Here is a 16,851-nt window from a genome sequence, read left to right as displayed (position 1 = left end):
AATGATCATTGACCTGGCCCGGGTAGTACCCGAAAGGGCCAATAAGGCCGCTGAAAGAAGGTGCGGCGACGGAGCGGGACGGACGTCAGTCCAGTTCCAGCACGCGCGCGTGCAGCACCTGTCGTTGCTGGAGGGCCGCCCGGACCGCGCGGTGCAGACCGTCTTCCAGATACAGGTCGCCCTGCCACTTCACGACATGCGCGAAGAGGTCGCCGTAGAACGTGGAGTCCTCGGCGAGCAGGGTTTCCAGGTCGAGCTGGCCCTTGGTCGTCACGAGCTGATCGAGGCGGACCGGGCGCGGCGCGACGTCCGCCCACTGCCGGGTGCTTTCCCGGCCGTGGTCGGGGTACGGCCGGCCGTTTCCGATGCGCTTGAAGATCACACGGAAAGCCTACCGGTCCAGACGTTCCGGGCGCAGCCATGGAGACGGAGTGCGACGCTGGAAAAGATGCCGTAAAGCGTGGCAAACCGGAACAGGGGCCTGACATGAGCGACAGCGAGACCGTGCCATCGGCCACCGCGGGGACCGCCGCGGAGTCTTTGCCACCGGCAAACGCGCCCGCATCACCACCCCGCGCGCCGGGGAGCGCTCCCGCACTCCCCCAGCAGGCCCTGGAGATTGCTTCCGGATACGCCTTCACCGGCCCGGCGCTCGATCTGGGCGCCCTGATCTGGGACGGGACCTGCCTCCCGGACGCCCAGATCCGCATCCCCCTCCCCATGCTCAACCGGCACGGTCTGGTCGCGGGGGCCACCGGCACCGGCAAGACCAAGACGCTCCAGCTGATCGCCGAACAGCTCAGCGCCCAAGGTGTGCCCGTTTTCCTGGCCGATGTGAAGGGTGACGTCTCCGGGATCTCGGCGCCGGGGGAGATGAACGACAGGGTCCGGTCCCGTTCCGCCGAGGTGCACCAGCGGTGGACGGCGACCGGATTCCCCGCAGAGTTCTACGCCCTTGGCGGCATCGGCCACGGCATCCCGGTCCGCGCCACCGTCACCAGCTTCGGCCCGGTACTGCTCTCCAAGGTGCTCCAGCTCAACCAGACCCAGGAGCAGTCGCTCGGCCTGATCTTCCACTACGCCGACCAGAAGGGGCTCGATCTGCTCGACCTCAAGGACCTGAGAGCGGTCGTCACCTTCCTCACCTCGGACGAGGGCAAGGCCGAGCTGACGAACATCGGCGGCCTTTCGCCGGCCACGGCCGGGGTGATCCTGCGCTCCCTCACCGCCTTCGAGGCGCAGGGCATGGCGGACTTCTTCGGCGAGCCGGAGTTCGACACGGCCGAGCTGCTGCGCACGGCGCCGGACGGCCGGGGCCTGATCTCGCTGCTCGAACTGCCCGCCGTACAGGACCGGCCGCAGCTGTTCTCGACCTTCCTGATGTGGCTGCTGGCCGACCTCTTCCACGACCTCCCGGAGGTCGGCGACGCCGACAAGCCCAAGCTCGTCTTCTTCTTCGACGAGGCGCATCTGCTCTTCAACGACGCGTCGAAGGCCTTCCTGGACGCGATCACGCAGACCGTGCGGCTGATTCGCTCGAAGGGGGTGGGCATCTTCTTCGTGACGCAGACACCGCGGGACGTCCCCTCCGACGTCCTCGCCCAGCTCGGCAACCGCGTCCAGCACGCGCTGCGCGCCTTCACCCCGGACGACCAGAAGGCCCTCAAGGCCACGGTGAAGACGTTCCCGAACTCGCCGTACGACCTGGAGGAACTGCTCACCGGCCTCGGCACGGGCGAGGCGGTGGTCACGGTGCTCAGCGAGAAGGGAGCCCCGACGCCGGTCGCCGCGACGCGCCTCCGCGCCCCCGAGTCCCTGATGGGTCCGGTCGAGGCCACCGTTCTCGACGAGGCGGTCAGGTCCTCGCAGCTGTACGCACGTTACGCACAGGCTGTGGACAGAGAGTCGGCGTACGAGAAGCTGACGGCCGCGCGGACCTCCGGTGGAGCCAAGGGCCCGGACGAGATGAAGCCCAAGGAGGCAGAGACACCTAGGGCTCCCAAGGAGGACCCCTCCGTCGTCCAACAGGTGGTGGGCAGCGGCATGTTCAAGTCGCTCGCCCGTTCCGTGGGCACCCAGATCGGGCGGGAGATCACCCGCTCCCTCTTCGGGACGGCACGGCGGAGGCGGTAGCCACCAGGGTCCCGCCCCCGCCGCCCGGTCAGCGGCCCGGCTCCTTCACGGGCTGCTCCGGCTTGGCCTCCTTCACCCGGGGTACCTGCGGTTTCGGTGCGTTGCGTACGGCCTCGGCGCGCAGCAGGGCGCGCAGGACCGCGTAGGGGTCGATCGCCATGGGGGTGTTCCTTGTCCCGTTGACTGACAGATGGACCGGGGAGCCGGTTCTGTCAGCAGCGCAGGACCACCGAGCGCAGGGCGGGAGGCATGGGCCGTGGCGGCACGGGGAGCGGGTGGCCCGCCGTCGCCACCGGGTGCCGTGCGGACGGTGGGCGGGGTGCGGGCCGCAGCGGTACGACGGGACGGTGGCCGTAGCGGCCCGGCGGGCGGGCGGCGGTGTCGTGGACGTCGTACTCGGCGGCCGTACCGCTCGTGACGACCGATTCGGCCGCTCCGCAGTGTGCGGCCGTTCCCGGCACGAGCAGGGCGAGCAGCAGGACGAGCACCCGGAGCCGGACAGCCCGGCGCGCGGCGTAAGGGATGCGCGCGGCGGGGCTCATGGGAGGTCTTTCCCCGCGCCCCGCACAGGGCCGATCACGCCGGGCCGAGAACCGCCCGGATGGCTGCTACTTGCCGGAGGCCTTCGCCGCCTTCGCCGCCGCTTTCATCTCCTGCTTGTGGGCGCGCACCTTGGTCAGGGACTCGGGGCCGGTGATGTCGGCGACGGAGCGGAAGGACTTCGGTTCGCCGTACGCCCCGGCCGCCTCGCGCCAGCCCTTGGGCTGGACGCCGAGCTGCTTGCCGAGGAGGGCCAGGAAGATCTGGGCCTTCTGCTTGCCGAAGCCGGGCAGATCGGTGAGGCGCTTCAGCAGCTCCTGACCGGTCGCCGCGTCCCGCCAGACGCCCTCGGCGTCACCGTCGTAGTGCTCGACGAGGTACTGACAGAGCTGCTGGATGCGCTTGGCCATCGAGCCGGGGTAGCGGTGCACGGCCGGCTTGTCGGAGAGGAGCGCGGCGAAGGCCTCCGGGTCGTACGCCGCGATCTCGTGCGCGTCGAGATCGTCGGCACCGAGCCGCTGGGCGATCGTGGCCGGTCCCTTGAAAGCCCACTCCATCGGCACTTGCTGGTCCAGCAGCATGCCGGTCAGCGCGGCGAGCGGGCTGCGCCCGAGGAGCGCGTCGGCCTCGGGGTCCTGGGCGAGGTGGAGAGTGACGTCCATGGGTCGATCATGCCTCGGCGGTCGCCCGGCCGCGTGTGGGGCGTGGCTCCAAGGATGGGCCGGGCGACTCGTACGGCGGTCAGAGGTATACGTACGGGCTGGTCAGGGACGTACCGAAGAGGGCGTCCTGCCAGCGGACCGTGATGCCGGTGTTCTTGCCGCACAAGGTGTGGGAGCCGGTGACGACCGGGCCGGAGGCCGAGCCGCGGGCGAGCCAGAAGCAGCCGTCGGCGTTCTCGCCGGGGATGCCGACGACCGTCTCCGCCCGGCCGTCGCGGTTCAGGTCGGTGAGGTGGACCGAGGTGCCGAAGTAGTCGTACGTCTCGGCGGTGTCGGGCACGCCCGCCGTGTTCTCGGTGTAGCCGACCGCCCTGGCCGTGGTCAGGCCCTTGGCGGAGCCGCGCAGGAGTACGGCCGTACCGGCGCCCGACCTGCCCGCGACGCCCTCGTTCGGGGAGCCGATCAGGACGTCGGCGTATCCGTCCTTGTCCACGTCGCCGATGCTGAGGGACTGGCCGAACATGTCGGCGTTCTCGGCGCTGCCCGGGACGCCCGGGGTGTCCTGGTGGAAGATCTTCGGACGCTGGGTGGTGGTGATGCCCTGGGCGCTGCCGTAGAGGACCTGGATCTCGCCGCCTCGGTGGGCGCCGCTCGTCGACGAGGAGAGGTAGTTGTCCATGGCGATGCCGGTGACCAGGTCGCCGTAGCCGTCGCCGTTGATGTCGCCGATGCGGCCGGTGTGGCCGTGGGCGTACGGGAGTTCGAGCGCGGCGTTCTCCCAGGGGGCCGAGTCGATCGGCGGCCCTTGGTCGAGGTACACCGGGCCGCGGCTGTCGCCGCCCCCCGGCCCGCGCAGCCAGAACCGTTCCGCCCGGCCGTCGCCGTCGACGTCGCCCATCACCACGCCCCGGGTGTCGCCCAGGCGCCGGTCCAGGTAGTTGGCCGCCGCCTTTCCGGTGCGCTTGAAGGGGCCCGTGTAGGAGGTGGCGTCGCAGCGGGAGCCGATGGTGAGTTCGGGGGCACCGTCGCCGTTCATGTCACCGGTGGTGATGCTCGTGCCGAAGCCGCAGAAGGTCCGGTCCGCGCCGTAGCCCGCGGGCGGGGTGATCTCCACGCCGCTCTTGAGGCCGCCCGGGCCGCCCCACACGACGCTGACTGAGCCGCGGAGGTTGTTGTTGCCGACGGCCTCGGACGGTGAACCGATCAGCAGGTCGGCGTAGCCGTCGCGGTCGAGGTCGGCGGCGGCCACCGTCTCGCCGAAGCGGTCCCCCTCCTCGGGGTTGCCGGGGATTCCGGTGGTCGCCTGGGTGAGGACGGTCCGGCGGGTCACGCTCACCGTGGACTTGCCGCCCCACAGGACGACGACCGCACCGGCCGCCTCCACACCGCCGTTCGCCGCGCCCGGTGCGCCGACGGCCAGGTCGCGGTAGCCGTCACCGTTGAAGTCGTCCTGGACGGCGGCGGTGTTGGCGCCCTTGTACGGGGCGGCGGCCAACGCGGCCGTGGGGGTGAGCGTGGCGGCGACGGCTGTGGTCAGCACGGCTGTCGCCATGACGGCTCTGCGCAACGGAACTCCTTGGTGTGGACAGGCTCGAACACCAGTCGCCTCTTTGGACACAGGGGTCTCACAGAAGGTTGCGCACCGCCCCGGGCGTTCCCAGGTCGTTATGACAGCCGCGCGCCGCCACGGCCGTTCGTCCCTACGGCCGCCAGTACCCCAGCCCGTGCACCCGCTGCTTCGGCAGCCCCGCCTCCTTGCGGAAGTAGCTCGTCAGGGCTCGGGTCGTGGCCGTGTCGCAGGCGATCCAGACGTAGGGGTCGGCGCTGTGCCTGAGGAGGTCCGGGAAGGCCGAGCGGACCTCGGCGGCCAGGTGGGCGCCCGCGTCGCGGCGGGGGACCGGGCGGATGTCGTGGTGGTCGGCCGTGGTGCGGAAGGGGTAGCCGTCGGTGCCGTGGTCCGACTCGAACCAGATTGTCGCCGGGACCGAACCCAGCGTGTCGAGGAGGGAGTTGAGCGCGGGCAGCGATGCCGGATCGCCTATCGCGAAGACGTGCGAGGGTTCCGGCTGGGGCCGCGTGAAGCCGGTGCCCTGGACCGTCGCCTCGATGGTGTCACCGGGCTTCGCCGCCCGCGCCCAGTCGCTGGCGCATCCTTCGTGGAGCGCGAACTCGAGGCTGAACGTGCCCGCCTCGGGGTCCGGGTCGACCAGCGTGTACGCCCGCTGGTGCGGCTTGCCCGCGTTGTCGAACCACAGTCGGACCCACATCGTGGGGTGGACGCCGGTGGCGGCCAGCATGCCGCCGTCGGTGAGGTGGAGGCGCCGGTAGCGCGGGGAGACGTCCTCGGCGCCGGTCACGGTGAACACGAAGTCCTTGCCGCGGAAGAGCTTGAGGACCGCGCCCTCCCAGCCGCGCCGCTGCTGGCTCTGTGCCCGGTCCTGTGCCTGGTCCTGGTCCCGCCCCTGCGCCATGGGTTCTTCACCTCTCGCGTACGATTCCGTCACGACTTACTTAGGTAAGGCTAACCTAAAGCACAGTTTCGGACCCCGTGAGGATACAGATATGGCCACCGAGATCTACCGCGACGCCTGGGGGATCCCGCACCTGCGCGCGGGCGACGCGGATGAACTCGCCCATGGCCAGGGCCGCGTCACCGCAATCGACCGGGCGTGGCAACTGGAGGTCGAGCGCCACCGCGCGCAGGGCACCTCGGCCGCGTTCCTCGGCGCCGAGGCCGTCGGCTGGGACGTGTTCGCCCGACGCGCCCGCCTCGACGACACCGCGAGACGCTGCTACGCCGCCCTGGAGAGACGGGACCCCGAAACCGCCGCCTGGGTACGGGCTTACGCGGATGGCGTGAATGAGGGGCTCGACCAAGGGGCCGCCGTCGCGCCCGAGTTCGCCGCCATCGGACTTTCCCCCGGCCGCTGGGAGCCCTGGACCCCGCTCGGCATCTGGCTCGCCACGCACATCCTGTTCTCCGGTTTCCCGGCCAAGCTCTGGCGGGAGCAGGTCGTGCGGCACCTCGGCGCCGACGCCATCGGCCTGTTCGCCACCGACGGTCCCGGCACCTCCGGCAGCAACGGCTGGCTGGTGAGCGGTGAACGGTCGGTCACCGGGCTGCCGTTGCTCGCGGGCGATCCGCACCGGTACATCGAGGATCCCGGCGTCTATCAGCAAGTCCGGCTGTCCTGCCCCGAGTTCGACGTCGTCGGGCTGGCCGTGCCGGGCGTCCCCGGCATCGCCCACTTCGGGCACACCAGCACGGTCGCCTGGGCCATCACCAACGCCATGGCCGACTATCAGGACTTGTATGTGGAGCGAATTCGCCGTGGGGGTGCGGGAGTTGAGGCCCTGGACCCCGATGGGGAGTGGCGGGCCGCCCACGTTCACATGGAGGTCGTGGAGGTCGCGGGCGGGGAGTCCGTCGAGGTCGAGGTGATCGAGACCGGGCGGGGGCCGGTCGTGATCGGCGGCCCCGGAGATGATGGCGCAGAAACGATTAGTCTGCGCTATCCGCCCCGCGTCACCCGCGACCTCGGCTTCTCCGCTCTCCTCCCCCTTCTCCGCGCCCGCCGCGTCGCCGACATCGACCGTGCCCTCGATCTCTGGGCCGAGCCCGTCAACGTCGTCCAGGCCGCCGACACCGAGGGCGGGCTGCTGCACCGGGTCGCCGGGCACGTCCCGGTACGCGCCGAGGCCAACCGGACCCGGCTCGTACGGGCCTGGGAGCCCGGGCACGAGTGGCACGGCCGGCACGAGACGCCGTACGGCACCGTCGACGACGGCCTCGCCGTCATGGCCAACCAGCGCGGCCCCGCGACCCCCCTCGGCGTCGAGTTCGCGCCGCCGCACCGGGCGGACCGTATCCGCGCCCTGCTGACGGAGAAGGACCAGTGGTCGGCGGCCGATCTGCCCGCCCTCCACATGGACACCCACCTCGCCTCCGCCGCCCCACTCCTCGACCTCCTCGCCGGTCTGGACGGACTGACCCCGCACGAGGACGCCCTCCGCGGCCAACTCCTGCGCTGGGACCGCCGGATGGACGCCGACAGCACGGAGGCGGCGACCTACGCGGCCCTGCGCTCCGCCGTCGTACGCCGTCTCGCCGCCCACCCCGCCTTCGCCGCACTGGCCGTCCCGCCCGCCTACCCCGAGGTCTTCCTCCCCTGGCTCGCCCTGCTCCCCCGGATCGGCTTCGCGCTCGAAGGGCTCCTGCGGGCGCGGGAGTTGTACGGGATCGATCGCGCCGCCCTCGTACGGGAAGCTGTCGCGGAAGTGGCTGTGGGGGCGTCCGTGACCTGGGGCGAGCGGCACCGGCTGGCACCCTGGCGGGCGCTCGGCAGCACCTCGTACGACGAACCGGGGCTCTCCGGCGACCACGACTGCGTGCTCTGCACCTCCGCAGTTCCCGGGCTCACCGACCTCAGCGCGCGCGGGCCCGCCGCGAGGTACGTCTGGGACCTGGCCCGGCGGGAGGACAGTCTGTGGGTGGTGCCCTTCGGGGCCTCCGGGGTCCCGGGCTCCGACCATCACCGCGATCAACTGCCCCTGTGGACAAGGGGGGACCTCGTCCCGGTCGTCACCGACTGGGCGCGGCTGACGAGGGAACCCCCGTCGTACGGGGATCGCGTGGCCGTCCATGAGCAGGTCGTCGACGGGTTCGGTGCCGTGCGCGTGCTGCGGTTCGACCCCGTCGCCGACGCCGGTGTCGTGCACGGCTGGGTGAGTGAGCCGCGGGCCGCGTTCTGGGGGATGGGTGGGCTCACGCAGGAGCAAGTCGCCGAGATCTACGGTCACTTGGACACCCTCGACACCCATCACGCCTATCTGCTGGTCAAGGACGGTACGGCGGTCGGGCTGCTCCAGACCTACGAGCCCGAGGCCGACCGGGTGAGCGAGCGCTACACCGTCGAGCCAGGCGACATCGGCGTCCATCTGCTGCTCGCGCCCGCCGGGGCGGAGGGCGGTCAGGCCGGGTGGTCGGCCGCGCTGATGGGGGTGCTGGCGGAGTACGTGCTGGTCGGGCTCGGGCGGCGGCGGGTCGTGGTCGACCCCGATGTGGGGAACGAGAAGGCCGTCGCCCGTTTTCTTCGGCAGGGGTTCGTCGCCGGGCCGGTTGTCGTGCTGCCCGAGATCGACCTGCCGGACGTGTATCTGCCCGAGAAGCGCGCCCAACTGGCGTTTCTTCCCCGGGAGGTAGCTTTTCCCGGGTGACTCCAGAGAACCCGGTGACTCCAGAAAACCCGGTGAACCCCGACGACCTGATCGCCCACTACGGCCTGGAGCCGATCCCGCGTGAGGGCGGGCTGTTCCGGCGTACCTGGGCGGGACCCGAGCGGGCCGACGGGCGGCCGGAGGGTTCGGCGATCGTCGCGCTGCTGACCTCCGCGCCCGACGACTTCTCCGCGCTGCACCGGCTGCCGTCGGACGAGGTCTGGCACTTCTATCTCGGCGATCCGCTGGAGATGCTTCTCCTCGCACCGGACGGGACGGCACGGGTGGTGATGCTCGGGCCCGGTGTTCTGCACGGGCAGGAGATCCAGGTGACCGTGCCCGGCGGCACCTGGATGGGCGCCCGGGTCGTCGAGGGCGGGGCGTGGACCTTCTTCGGGTGCACGATGGCGCCCGGGTTCACGTACGAGGGGTACGAGCACGGGGACGGTGTCGAACTGGCCGCGCGTTATCCGGCCGAGGCGGCTCGTGTCCGGGCACTGTGTCGCCCATGAGAGACATGAACCTTCTGGCAGGCCAGGTCGCCCTTGTCACCGGCGGCGGCGGTGGCGGGATCGGGCGCGGGATCGCCCTGCGGTTCGCGGCGGAGGGGGCCGCCGTCGCCGTGCACTGCCGGACGTCGGACGAGGGTGCGCGGGACGTGGTCGCGCGGATCGGGGCGGCGGGCGGGCGGGCCGTCGTACTGCGGGGTGATCTCGCCGACGAGGACGAGTGCCGGCGGGTGGTGCGGGAGGCCGCCGAGTGGGGTGGCGGGCGGCTGGACGCGCTGGTCAACAACGCGGGTGTGCAGCCGGTCCAGGAGCTGGCCGGGATGACAGCCGCGGACTGGCGGGCCGTCGTCGACACGAACGTCCTGAGTGTCTTCGCCTGTACGCAGGCCGCGGCGGAGATCATGCGGCAACAGGAGTTCGGGGGGAGCGTCACGCACATCGCCTCCATCGAGGCCGCGCATCCGGCGCCCGGGCACGCCCACTACAGCGCCTCGAAGGCGGCGGTCGTGATGCACGCCCGGTCGGCGGCTCTTGAGTACGGGCCGTACGGGATCCGCGTCAACACCGTCTCGCCCGGGCTCGTCGACCGGGAGGGGCTGGCGGGCGACTGGCCGGAGGGGGTGCGGCGCTGGCAACAGGCGGTGCCCGTAGGGAGGTTGGGGCGGGCCGAGGACATCGGCGACGCGTGCGTGTTCCTCGCCTCGCGGCTGGCGTCCTGGGTCAGCGGGCACGACCTGGTCGTGGACGGAGGGATGTCCGCGCGTCCCACGTGGTGAAGGCCACGGCGAATCCCGTATCGGCCCGGTGAGCGGGGCGTCAGGATCGTCCGTACGTATACGAGAGCCGGATTGTCCCGGAGACGGAGAAGGTACGTGGGCCGACTACGGAACGAAGGGCGCGATGACCGACGAGCCGCAGGGGGCGAACACCCAGGGGGCGGAAGGGACGGAATCCGGGGACTCAGGGGACTCCGGGGCGCCCGGGGGCTTCAAAGGGTGGTGCTGCTGGGCACCATGCTGGTCCTGTTCCTCCTCGTCGGCGGGGCGGGTACCGCGTCCGCGCACGCCGCTCTCCGGGACAGCGACCCCCGCGACGGAAGCGTCCTCGAGTCCGCGCCCCGACAGGTCACCCTGAGCTTCACCGAGTCCGTCGGGCTGCTCGACGACTCCTTCCGCGTCTTCGACCCCGACAGCCGGCGCGTGAGCACCGGCGAGGCCGAGCATGTGAAGGGGAGTTCCGACGCGGTGCGGGTGAGCCTGCCCGAGGGGCTCGGCGAGGGCACGTTCACCGTGGCCTGGCGGGTCGTCTCGGCGGACAGCCACCCCATCTCGGGCGCCTTCACCTTCTCCATCGGCGAGCCCTCCGCGACCCCGGCCACGATCGACACCGGCCCCGTCGAGAACGCGGCCACCAGCGCCCTCTACGACATCGTCCGCTATCTGGCGTACGCGGCCCTGGCACTGCTCGTCGGCACGGTCGTGTTCGTTCTGTTCTGCCGTCCGTCCAGCACGGACCCCCTGCGCAAACTGGTCCTCACGGGCTGGTGGACCCTCCTCGCGTCCACGGTCGCCCTGCTCCTGCTGCGCGGCCCGTACGAGGCCGGCACCGCCCCGGCCACCGCCTTCGACCTGTCGACCCTGGAACGGACCGCGACCAGCAGGCCGGGCCTCGCACTCCTGGCCCGGATCGCCCTGCTGGCGGCAACGGCCGTACTGCTGACGGTGGTTGCACGTCGGCGACAGCTCGACGGGGAGCGTGACGGGGGCAGTGGCAAGCCGGTCCTCCTCGCCGTCGGTGGCGTGCTCGCCGTCGGTCTCACGCTGACCTGGGCCGCAGCCGAACACGCGTCGGCCGGTATCCAGGTGCCGGTGGCGATGACGTCCTCGGTGCTGCATCTGCTCGCCATGGCAGCCTGGCTGGGCGGACTCGCGGCCCTCCTCACCAGCCTCCAGGCGGCGGAGCCGCTCTCCGCGTCCACCGTCGCCCGCTTCTCCCGACTGGCCTTCGTCTCCGTGACCGTCCTGACCGTCACCGGCGTCTACCAGTCCTGGCGCGGCCTCGGCTCGTGGGACGCGTTCACCGACACGTCGTACGGCCGCATCCTGATCGCCAAGCTGTGCGCGGTGGTGGCGCTGCTGGCGGCGGCCGGGTTCTCGCGCCGCTGGACCGCACGGCTGCTGGTGCCGGAGACGGCCGAGGCGGAGGCGGAGGCGAAGGTCGCGGAACGGGTGCCGGAGACGGTGGGGGGTCCGGCGGCGACGACGGTGAGCGCGGGTGACGGTGACGCTTCCGGCGACGGCGCATCCGACGACGTACGCCCGGAGAGTTCCCCTTCCTCTTCCCCTTCCCCGTCCTCCTCTCCCTCCGACTCCTACCGTCGTCGGCTTCGCGGCTCCGTGCTGGTCGAAGTGGCCGTCGGGGTGGCGGTGTTGGTGATCACGACGATCCTCACGGCGACCCTGCCGGGGCGTGCCGCCGCCGAGGCCGCGGAGGCCGCTCAGGACGCTCCCGTGCCCGGGGTGATCAGCGCGTCCACGACGACGATCCCCTTCGACGTCGGTACGCCCGGCGGGCACGGCAAGGTGCAGGTGACCCTCGAACCGGCCCGGGTCGGCGAGAACAGTGTGCAGGCCGTGGTGTTCGGGCCCGACGACGGTTTCGCGGTCGTCCCCGAACTCCGGATCTCCTTCTCCCTCCCCAGCAAGGACATCGGCCCGCTCAACGCCGACGTCACCGACCAGGGCGGCTACTGGGGCACCAACACCCTTCAGCTGCCCATCGCCGGCACCTGGACGATGAAGGTGACGATCCGTACCTCGGACGTCGACCAGGTGAGCGTGTCGCGGAAGGTGAAGATCAGTCCCTAGTCCCCGACCTGGGCGAGGTGGTCGGCGAGGGCGGTGACCGACGCGAGGATCTCCGTCGGTGGGCGGGCCAGGTCGACCGCGTGGGTGGTGAGGGTGATGCCCGCATTGCGGATCGGGTGGGGGACGGGGGCGTCGCCCCGCTGGGCCGCGTACACGAGATGGCCGTGCGGGAGCGCCAACGCCGTGCAGTAGCTGAGCAGTTGGTACATGTGCTCGTGGGGTGGCGGTTCGGCGCCCAGGTCACGGTACTTGGCGTCCACGACGGTGAGGGGCCGGCCGGCGCGGTAGAGGACCAGGTCCGGGATGATCCGGACGCGGGAGCCGAGGTCCAAGTGGTGGCGCCGGTCCTGGGGTTGGACCCGTATCCGGTGCGGGAGCAGGGCGGCGGTCAGGGTGTCGGTGAGGAACCGCTCGAAGACCCGGGCCAGGTCGAGGACGAAGCCGTCGGTCGTCACGGGGGCCGTTCCGTGTGGGGTGATGCCCCGGTCGGTGAGGATCAGCTCCGCCAGGCGCAGGGCGGGCTCGTAACGGGAGTTGAGGCGGGTCGGCGTCCAGGTGGGGAGCGGGGGGCCCGGGCGCAGCGGGGTGACCTCGGGGAGACGTCCGGCCAGGTGACGCAGGGTGCGGCGGGCCGTCTGCGTGACTCCGGGGAGGCGTTCCAGGCGGTGCAGCGCGGCCAGCAGGACGCGGTTCTCCGCGATGTCGGCGGTGAAGTCGTCGTAGCGGACGGCCACGGGGAGCGGTAGTCCCGTCCGGCGCAGCTGGTCGGCGGTACGGATCCGACCGCGTACGACGGGGAGTTCGTCGTCGGTGACGCGGTAGCCGTGCAGGACGCCGGGGTCGAGGGCGCGACGGGCGGCGCGGGCGTAGGCGTCGGCGAGGGCGGGGAGCAGGTCGTCGTCGGACGCCGACGCGGTGACCGGCTGGTCCTGCCAGGGGGTGCCCGGGGCGTGGGTGAGGAGGAACAGCAGCTGGGAGACGGGGAGTTTGGGGCGGATACGGAGTTCGACCGTGCCGTCGCCGCGTCCGAGCCGGATCAGGCCGACGCGCTGCCGGCCCGAGACACGCCACAGCCCGCTCGCGGCCGGGGTGAGCCGGACCAGGTCCGGGCGCCTGATCAGGGTGGCGACCTGGGCGGGGCGCAGGGCGACCTGGACGCCTCGGCCGGTCTCGGTGAGGGAGATGGGGGAGGCTGCGACGGTCACTGGACTACTCCGGTGCGGAGGGCAGGGAGGCGCTGAGGGCGTCGAGCCCGTACTCCTCCTCGACGTCGACGCCCGTGCCGTACAGCTGGTCCTCCAGGAGGGGCAGGATCTGGGTGCTCCAGATCAGCTCCAGGCCGTCGGGGTCGGCCGACTGGCGGTTCATCAGGTACGACGGTCCGATCGCCCGATCCGGGTCGGCCAGGCGGGAGTTGAGGGCGTCGAGGAGGTCGGCGGGGCGCTCGGGCAGGCTGTGGCGGTCCAGCCAGCGGCGCAGCAGACCGGCGACGGGCGGGCGGTCCGGGGAGAGCCTGCGGAAGGCGAAGCGGCGGCGCATGGCCGCGTCCACGAGGGCGATGGAACGGTCGGCGGTGTTCATCGTGCCGATGAGGTAGACGTTCTTGGGCAGGTCGAACTGCTGCTCCGGCGAGTACTGGGTGATGATCGGCTCCTCCCGGTACTCCAGCAGGAAGTACAGCTCGCCGAACACCTTGGCGAGGTTGGCCCGGTTGATCTCGTCGATGACCAGGACGTACGGGTTGGCCGGGTCCTGGCGGGCCCGGTCCACCAGCAGCTTGAACGGCCCCGGCACCACCTCGAACGCCACGGTGCCGCCGTCACCCTTGACCGGCCGGAACCCCTCGAAGAAGTCCTCGTAGGTGTAGGAGGGGTGGAACTGCACCAGCCGGGTGCGGTCGGGTCCGGCCATGTGCTGGGCGAGGCGCCGGGCCAGGAAGGTCTTGCCGGTGCCGGGCGGGCCGTACAGGACGATCTGCCGCATCCGTTCCAGCTGGCGGGCGGTGTCGCGCAGCCAGCGGACGTCCATGAGCAGGTCGTCCGCGAGGTCCTCGCCGACCGGTGGCAACTCGATCGGGCGGGTCACGTCGACCTTGAGCAGTTCCTCCTCGACGGAGTCGGTCAGGCCGGCTGCCTCGGCGAGTTCGGCGGCGACCGTGCTGATGTCGTAGACGGTGGGCGGGCGTTGGAGCTGCGTCTGGACCTGCTCGGGGAGTTCGGCGCGGCGCAGGGGGCGGGTTGCGGTGGCCCACTTGACCGTGCGGCGGCGGGCACGGTCGGGGCCGCCGGAGAGGTCGTAGCGGGCCGGGCCCTCGATCGTGCCGACGTGCACTTCGTCGGGGGTGACGGTGACGACGACGTCTCCTGGCTTCATCTGGCTGAGGAACAGATGGAGTTGGCCTGTCGCCTGGCCGCGAACCTGCGCGGTGGCGTCCGCCAGGCCGGCGGAAACGGCTTGCTGGATCGCGGGTTTGGTGGCGCCCGGGGGAATCTCCGGCATCTCGCCGAAGCTGATCGAGCAGTAGCCGTGGGCCAGCCAGTCGGGGACGAAGTTCTGCCCGCCGACGTTGGATCCCCTCACCAGCCAGCCCTGTTGACCGACCTGGGCCGACCCGGGACGCCAGTGGCCTAGCCAGGGCTCGGCGAAGAAGTTCACCGGGTCCTCCGACTCCTGCTGCAACAGGGTGCGGAGGGCGAGCAGGTCACGGTCGTCGTCACCGGTGAGGTCGGGGAGACGGTCGCCGTAGCCGGTCAGGATGCGCTGCTTGCTCTTGCTGCTGGCGATGGGGAGGAAGGTCTCGGGGAACAACAGGGCCTGGAGGACGTGCACTTGGGCGCGGGCCTTGTTGTGGCCTTCGGCGGCGAGTACCGCACGGCACTCGTCCCGGAAGCGCCATGGGCCGGACAGCAGATCTTCTCGCTCGACCGGCGTCCACTCTGTCAGCCGCTCCACCAGCAGTATGAGGAACTGGAACTGCGCCCACCGATAGTTGAGGAACGCCTGCCCACCGTTGATGAACCCGACGAGCGGGGCGTCCAGTTCGGCCGGTATCGAGATCTCCCGTCCGGCCCAGGACAGCACCTCGTTCAGGATCTCCCGCTTCCTCGGTACGCCTATCTGCTCGGGCTTCAGCGGTACGAGGTTCACGTAGAGGAGTTCGGCGGCGAGGACGATCGTCTCGTCCGGGGCCCCGGACAACTGCCGTTCCAGCTTCACCAGGAAGTTGTCGGAGGACTCGTCCGGCTGGTCGACGAACCGGCGGCGCAGGTCGGTCGCCGTCCCGGACGTCCAGATGTCCAGCCCCGGCACGAACGCCGAGCCCCCGCTGCTCAGCCCGTCCCGCAGCACCCGCCGCACCGCCGCGACAACCGGAGCCCCCTCAACTGTCGTGCCGTATACGCCCGTTCCTGTCCCGGTCTGTTCGATCACGCGGCTCATCGTAGGCGCCGACCCGGAACCACACCGCCAGGACGATCGGATAGACCAGGTAGCCGAAGCGGGTGGCCGGTATCAGGCACATCGCCAGGCCCAGGCCGATGGCCAGGCGGTCCGCCGCCGCCCGGACCGTGTGCGGTGGTCGGACCACGAGTGATGCGGCCACCGCGACCGCGCTCGCGACCAGCAGCGCGACCGCGAGGACGAAGCCGCCGGGGACGTACTCCGCGAGCAGATGCCCGGGGAGCGGGCTCGTCGCCGGGGACTGGATGCCGCCCTTGCCCAGCGGGAACAGCACCACGTGCTCGACGAAGGCGTGGGGGTTGGTCAGCGCGACCGGTATGACAGCCGCCGCCGCTGTCAGGAGGGCGGTCGCCGTAGCCCGTACTGCCGTGAGGCGGCCCGCCGTGACGGCGATCAGGATCAGGACGACGGGGAGGAGGGGCCAGGCGGTCCACTTCAGGGCCGCCGCGGCGCCTATCGCCAGCCCGGCCGAGACCCCGGCACCGGGTCCGGGGCCGGAAACGGCCCGGCCCGCCAGCGCCAGCCCCAGGCACATCAGGCCGATGACCGGCAGGTCGACCCCGCCGACGGCGAGGGGCAGGGCCACGGCCGGGAAGGAGAGCAGCAGGGCCGTACGGGTCGAGCCGGCGGTTCGTTCCGTACGGGTCGAGTCGGCTGTGTGTCCCGTACGGGATCTGGTCGTCGCGTACATGCAGGCCACGAAGGCCGCGCAGAACCACAGGCGGGCGTCCGTGAGCGGGGCCAGGGGCGTGTTGCCCAGGAGGGCGTGGGGGAGGCCGAAGAGGGCCATGCCGGGCAGGTACGGGTTGTAGTCGTCCACGGTGGTGGGGTGGGCGGGGTACGGGCTGCCCGTGTGCAGGAGCAGGGCGCCGGAGTGTTCGACGACCCCGACCTCGGACTGGGCGCCGCCGAGCACGACCAGCAGGGCCAGGGGGAGGAGTACCGCGCCGACGGTGGCCGCGCGCAGCGCCCGGCCCGTCCAGGGGCGCGGGTCACGGGCCGCCAGGAGCGCCGCCGTGCCGTAGCCGAGGGCCGCGCAGACGCCCCACACGCGGTGCGGGGTCAGGGTCGTGACCAGTGCCAGGCCCAGGGCGAAGGCGGCGCAGGCCAGCAGGTGGACGACGTCCCAGCGGACCGGGAGCCGGGCCGGGCGTGCCGGGGCGACTGCTGTGGCCGTCGTCGTGGCGGGTGCCGTGACGGTGGTCGTGCTGGGCATGGGCGGGCTCCTGCCGGCTCCGGCTGACGGGTGAGGTGATCACCACCAATGTCGTTTCCGGACCGGTCCGCCCACCTCGGCCGAAAGGTCACTGTTCGTGACCGGCGGAGTGCTCTGCTCGGCCGATCGGCCGAGGGAGTGAGCGGCGAGATGTGCGTGAGCTGTTTGCCGTCTATCTGTTAGCAAACCTTCTCTTTTTGATGTCCATCACGTTTCAGGAACGGAGGCCTTCAGCTCTTGACGCATGA

Annotated in this window: 14 protein-coding genes; 5 read left to right on the top strand and 9 right to left on the bottom strand. The window is 71.5% G+C overall.

The features are described from left to right. Positions 1-85 precede the first annotated feature (85 nt). Positions 86-382: a type II toxin-antitoxin system VapB family antitoxin gene (locus ACFYXF_RS10280; RefSeq protein ID WP_003999914.1), complete on the bottom strand. Its 297-nt coding sequence runs from the start codon at positions 380-382 to the stop codon at positions 86-88. Positions 383-486: 104 nt separating this feature from the next. Here ACFYXF_RS10280 and ACFYXF_RS10275 point away from each other — a divergent pair, with 104 nt between their 5' ends. After that, on the top strand, positions 487-2,133 hold the full coding sequence (locus ACFYXF_RS10275; protein WP_389349117.1) for a helicase HerA-like domain-containing protein: 1,647 nt from the start codon (positions 487-489) through the stop codon (positions 2,131-2,133). Positions 2,134-2,161: 28 nt separating this feature from the next. On the opposite strand, the gene ACFYXF_RS10270 is transcribed toward ACFYXF_RS10275, so the two are convergent. The 5 genes from ACFYXF_RS10270 to ACFYXF_RS10250 all read right to left on the bottom strand — a co-directional run bounded on the left by ACFYXF_RS10270 (position 2,162) and on the right by ACFYXF_RS10250 (position 5,806). Next, a complete protein-coding gene (locus tag ACFYXF_RS10270) occupies positions 2,162-2,293 on the bottom strand; it encodes a hypothetical protein (protein ID WP_389349116.1) in 132 nt (43 codons plus the stop codon). Between the two features lie 52 nt (positions 2,294-2,345). Continuing rightward, on the bottom strand, positions 2,346-2,675 hold the full coding sequence (locus ACFYXF_RS10265) for a hypothetical protein (RefSeq protein WP_389349115.1): 330 nt from the start codon (positions 2,673-2,675) through the stop codon (positions 2,346-2,348). 66 nt (positions 2,676-2,741) lie between these two features. Next, on the bottom strand, positions 2,742-3,335 hold the full coding sequence (locus ACFYXF_RS10260) for an HhH-GPD-type base excision DNA repair protein (RefSeq protein ID WP_389349114.1): 594 nt from the start codon (positions 3,333-3,335) through the stop codon (positions 2,742-2,744). A 79-nt stretch (positions 3,336-3,414) separates the two neighbouring features. Then, on the bottom strand, positions 3,415-4,902 hold the full coding sequence (locus tag ACFYXF_RS10255) for an FG-GAP-like repeat-containing protein (protein ID WP_389349113.1): 1,488 nt from the start codon (positions 4,900-4,902) through the stop codon (positions 3,415-3,417). Positions 4,903-5,035: 133 nt separating this feature from the next. Further along, on the bottom strand, positions 5,036-5,806 hold the full coding sequence (locus tag ACFYXF_RS10250; protein ID WP_389349112.1) for a siderophore-interacting protein: 771 nt from the start codon (positions 5,804-5,806) through the stop codon (positions 5,036-5,038). 91 nt (positions 5,807-5,897) lie between these two features. Here ACFYXF_RS10250 and ACFYXF_RS10245 point away from each other — a divergent pair, with 91 nt between their 5' ends. The 4 genes from ACFYXF_RS10245 (at position 5,898) to ACFYXF_RS10230 (ending at position 11,928) form a co-directional block, all read left to right on the top strand. Then, complete coding sequence (locus ACFYXF_RS10245; protein ID WP_389349111.1) at positions 5,898-8,552, top strand: GNAT family N-acetyltransferase; 2,655 nt, start codon at positions 5,898-5,900, stop codon at positions 8,550-8,552. Positions 8,553-8,584: 32 nt separating this feature from the next. After that, positions 8,585-9,064, top strand: coding sequence for a cupin domain-containing protein (locus ACFYXF_RS10240; protein ID WP_389349457.1), 480 nt, complete (start codon positions 8,585-8,587; stop codon positions 9,062-9,064). Positions 9,065-9,069: 5 nt separating this feature from the next. Further along, complete coding sequence (locus ACFYXF_RS10235; protein ID WP_389349456.1) at positions 9,070-9,837, top strand: SDR family NAD(P)-dependent oxidoreductase; 768 nt, start codon at positions 9,070-9,072, stop codon at positions 9,835-9,837. A gap of 222 nt (positions 9,838-10,059) precedes the next feature. Beyond that, positions 10,060-11,928 (top strand): copper resistance CopC/CopD family protein, encoded by a 1,869-nt coding sequence (locus tag ACFYXF_RS10230; RefSeq protein ID WP_389349455.1) that lies wholly within the window; start codon positions 10,060-10,062, stop codon positions 11,926-11,928. Here ACFYXF_RS10230 and ACFYXF_RS10225 read toward each other — a convergent pair. The 3 genes from ACFYXF_RS10225 to ACFYXF_RS10215 are packed head-to-tail and all read right to left on the bottom strand — an operon-like array spanning position 11,925 to position 16,603. Continuing rightward, the gene (locus ACFYXF_RS10225; protein ID WP_389349110.1) at positions 11,925-13,133 is read right to left on the bottom strand and encodes an McrC family protein; all 1,209 of its coding nucleotides are present in this window, start codon (positions 13,131-13,133) and stop codon (positions 11,925-11,927) included. The genes ACFYXF_RS10230 and ACFYXF_RS10225 overlap by 4 nt on opposite strands. Before the next feature lie 4 nt (positions 13,134-13,137). Next, complete coding sequence (locus tag ACFYXF_RS10220) at positions 13,138-15,357, bottom strand: McrB family protein (protein ID WP_389349109.1); 2,220 nt, start codon at positions 15,355-15,357, stop codon at positions 13,138-13,140. Then, positions 15,308-16,603, bottom strand: coding sequence for a glycosyltransferase 87 family protein (locus ACFYXF_RS10215; protein ID WP_389349108.1), 1,296 nt, complete (start codon positions 16,601-16,603; stop codon positions 15,308-15,310). Before ACFYXF_RS10215 ends, ACFYXF_RS10220 begins: the two co-directional genes overlap by 50 nt. Positions 16,604-16,851 lie beyond the last annotated feature (248 nt).

The sequence above is a fragment of the Streptomyces sp. NPDC002680 genome, from assembly GCF_042889145.1.
Lineage (GTDB): Bacteria > Actinomycetota > Actinomycetes > Streptomycetales > Streptomycetaceae > Streptomyces > Streptomyces adonidis.
Note: the sequence above shows the minus strand (reverse complement) of the source record. Positions and strands in the feature narration are given on the sequence as shown.

Excerpts from the sequence above, each read along its gene's own strand:
- ACFYXF_RS10215 (WP_389349108.1), bottom strand. The coding sequence starts at position 16,603 with ATGCCCAGCACGACCACCGTCACGGCACCCGCCACGACGACGGCCACA.
- ACFYXF_RS10260 (WP_389349114.1), bottom strand. The coding sequence starts at position 3,335 with ATGGACGTCACTCTCCACCTCGCCCAGGACCCCGAGGCCGACGCGCTC.
- ACFYXF_RS10250 (WP_389349112.1), bottom strand. The coding sequence starts at position 5,806 with ATGGCGCAGGGGCGGGACCAGGACCAGGCACAGGACCGGGCACAGAGC.
- ACFYXF_RS10265 (WP_389349115.1), bottom strand. The coding sequence starts at position 2,675 with ATGAGCCCCGCCGCGCGCATCCCTTACGCCGCGCGCCGGGCTGTCCGG.
- ACFYXF_RS10235 (WP_389349456.1), top strand. The coding sequence starts at position 9,070 with ATGAACCTTCTGGCAGGCCAGGTCGCCCTTGTCACCGGCGGCGGCGGT.
- ACFYXF_RS10245 (WP_389349111.1), top strand. The coding sequence starts at position 5,898 with ATGGCCACCGAGATCTACCGCGACGCCTGGGGGATCCCGCACCTGCGC.
- ACFYXF_RS10275 (WP_389349117.1), top strand. The coding sequence starts at position 487 with ATGAGCGACAGCGAGACCGTGCCATCGGCCACCGCGGGGACCGCCGCG.
- ACFYXF_RS10270 (WP_389349116.1), bottom strand. The coding sequence starts at position 2,293 with ATGGCGATCGACCCCTACGCGGTCCTGCGCGCCCTGCTGCGCGCCGAG.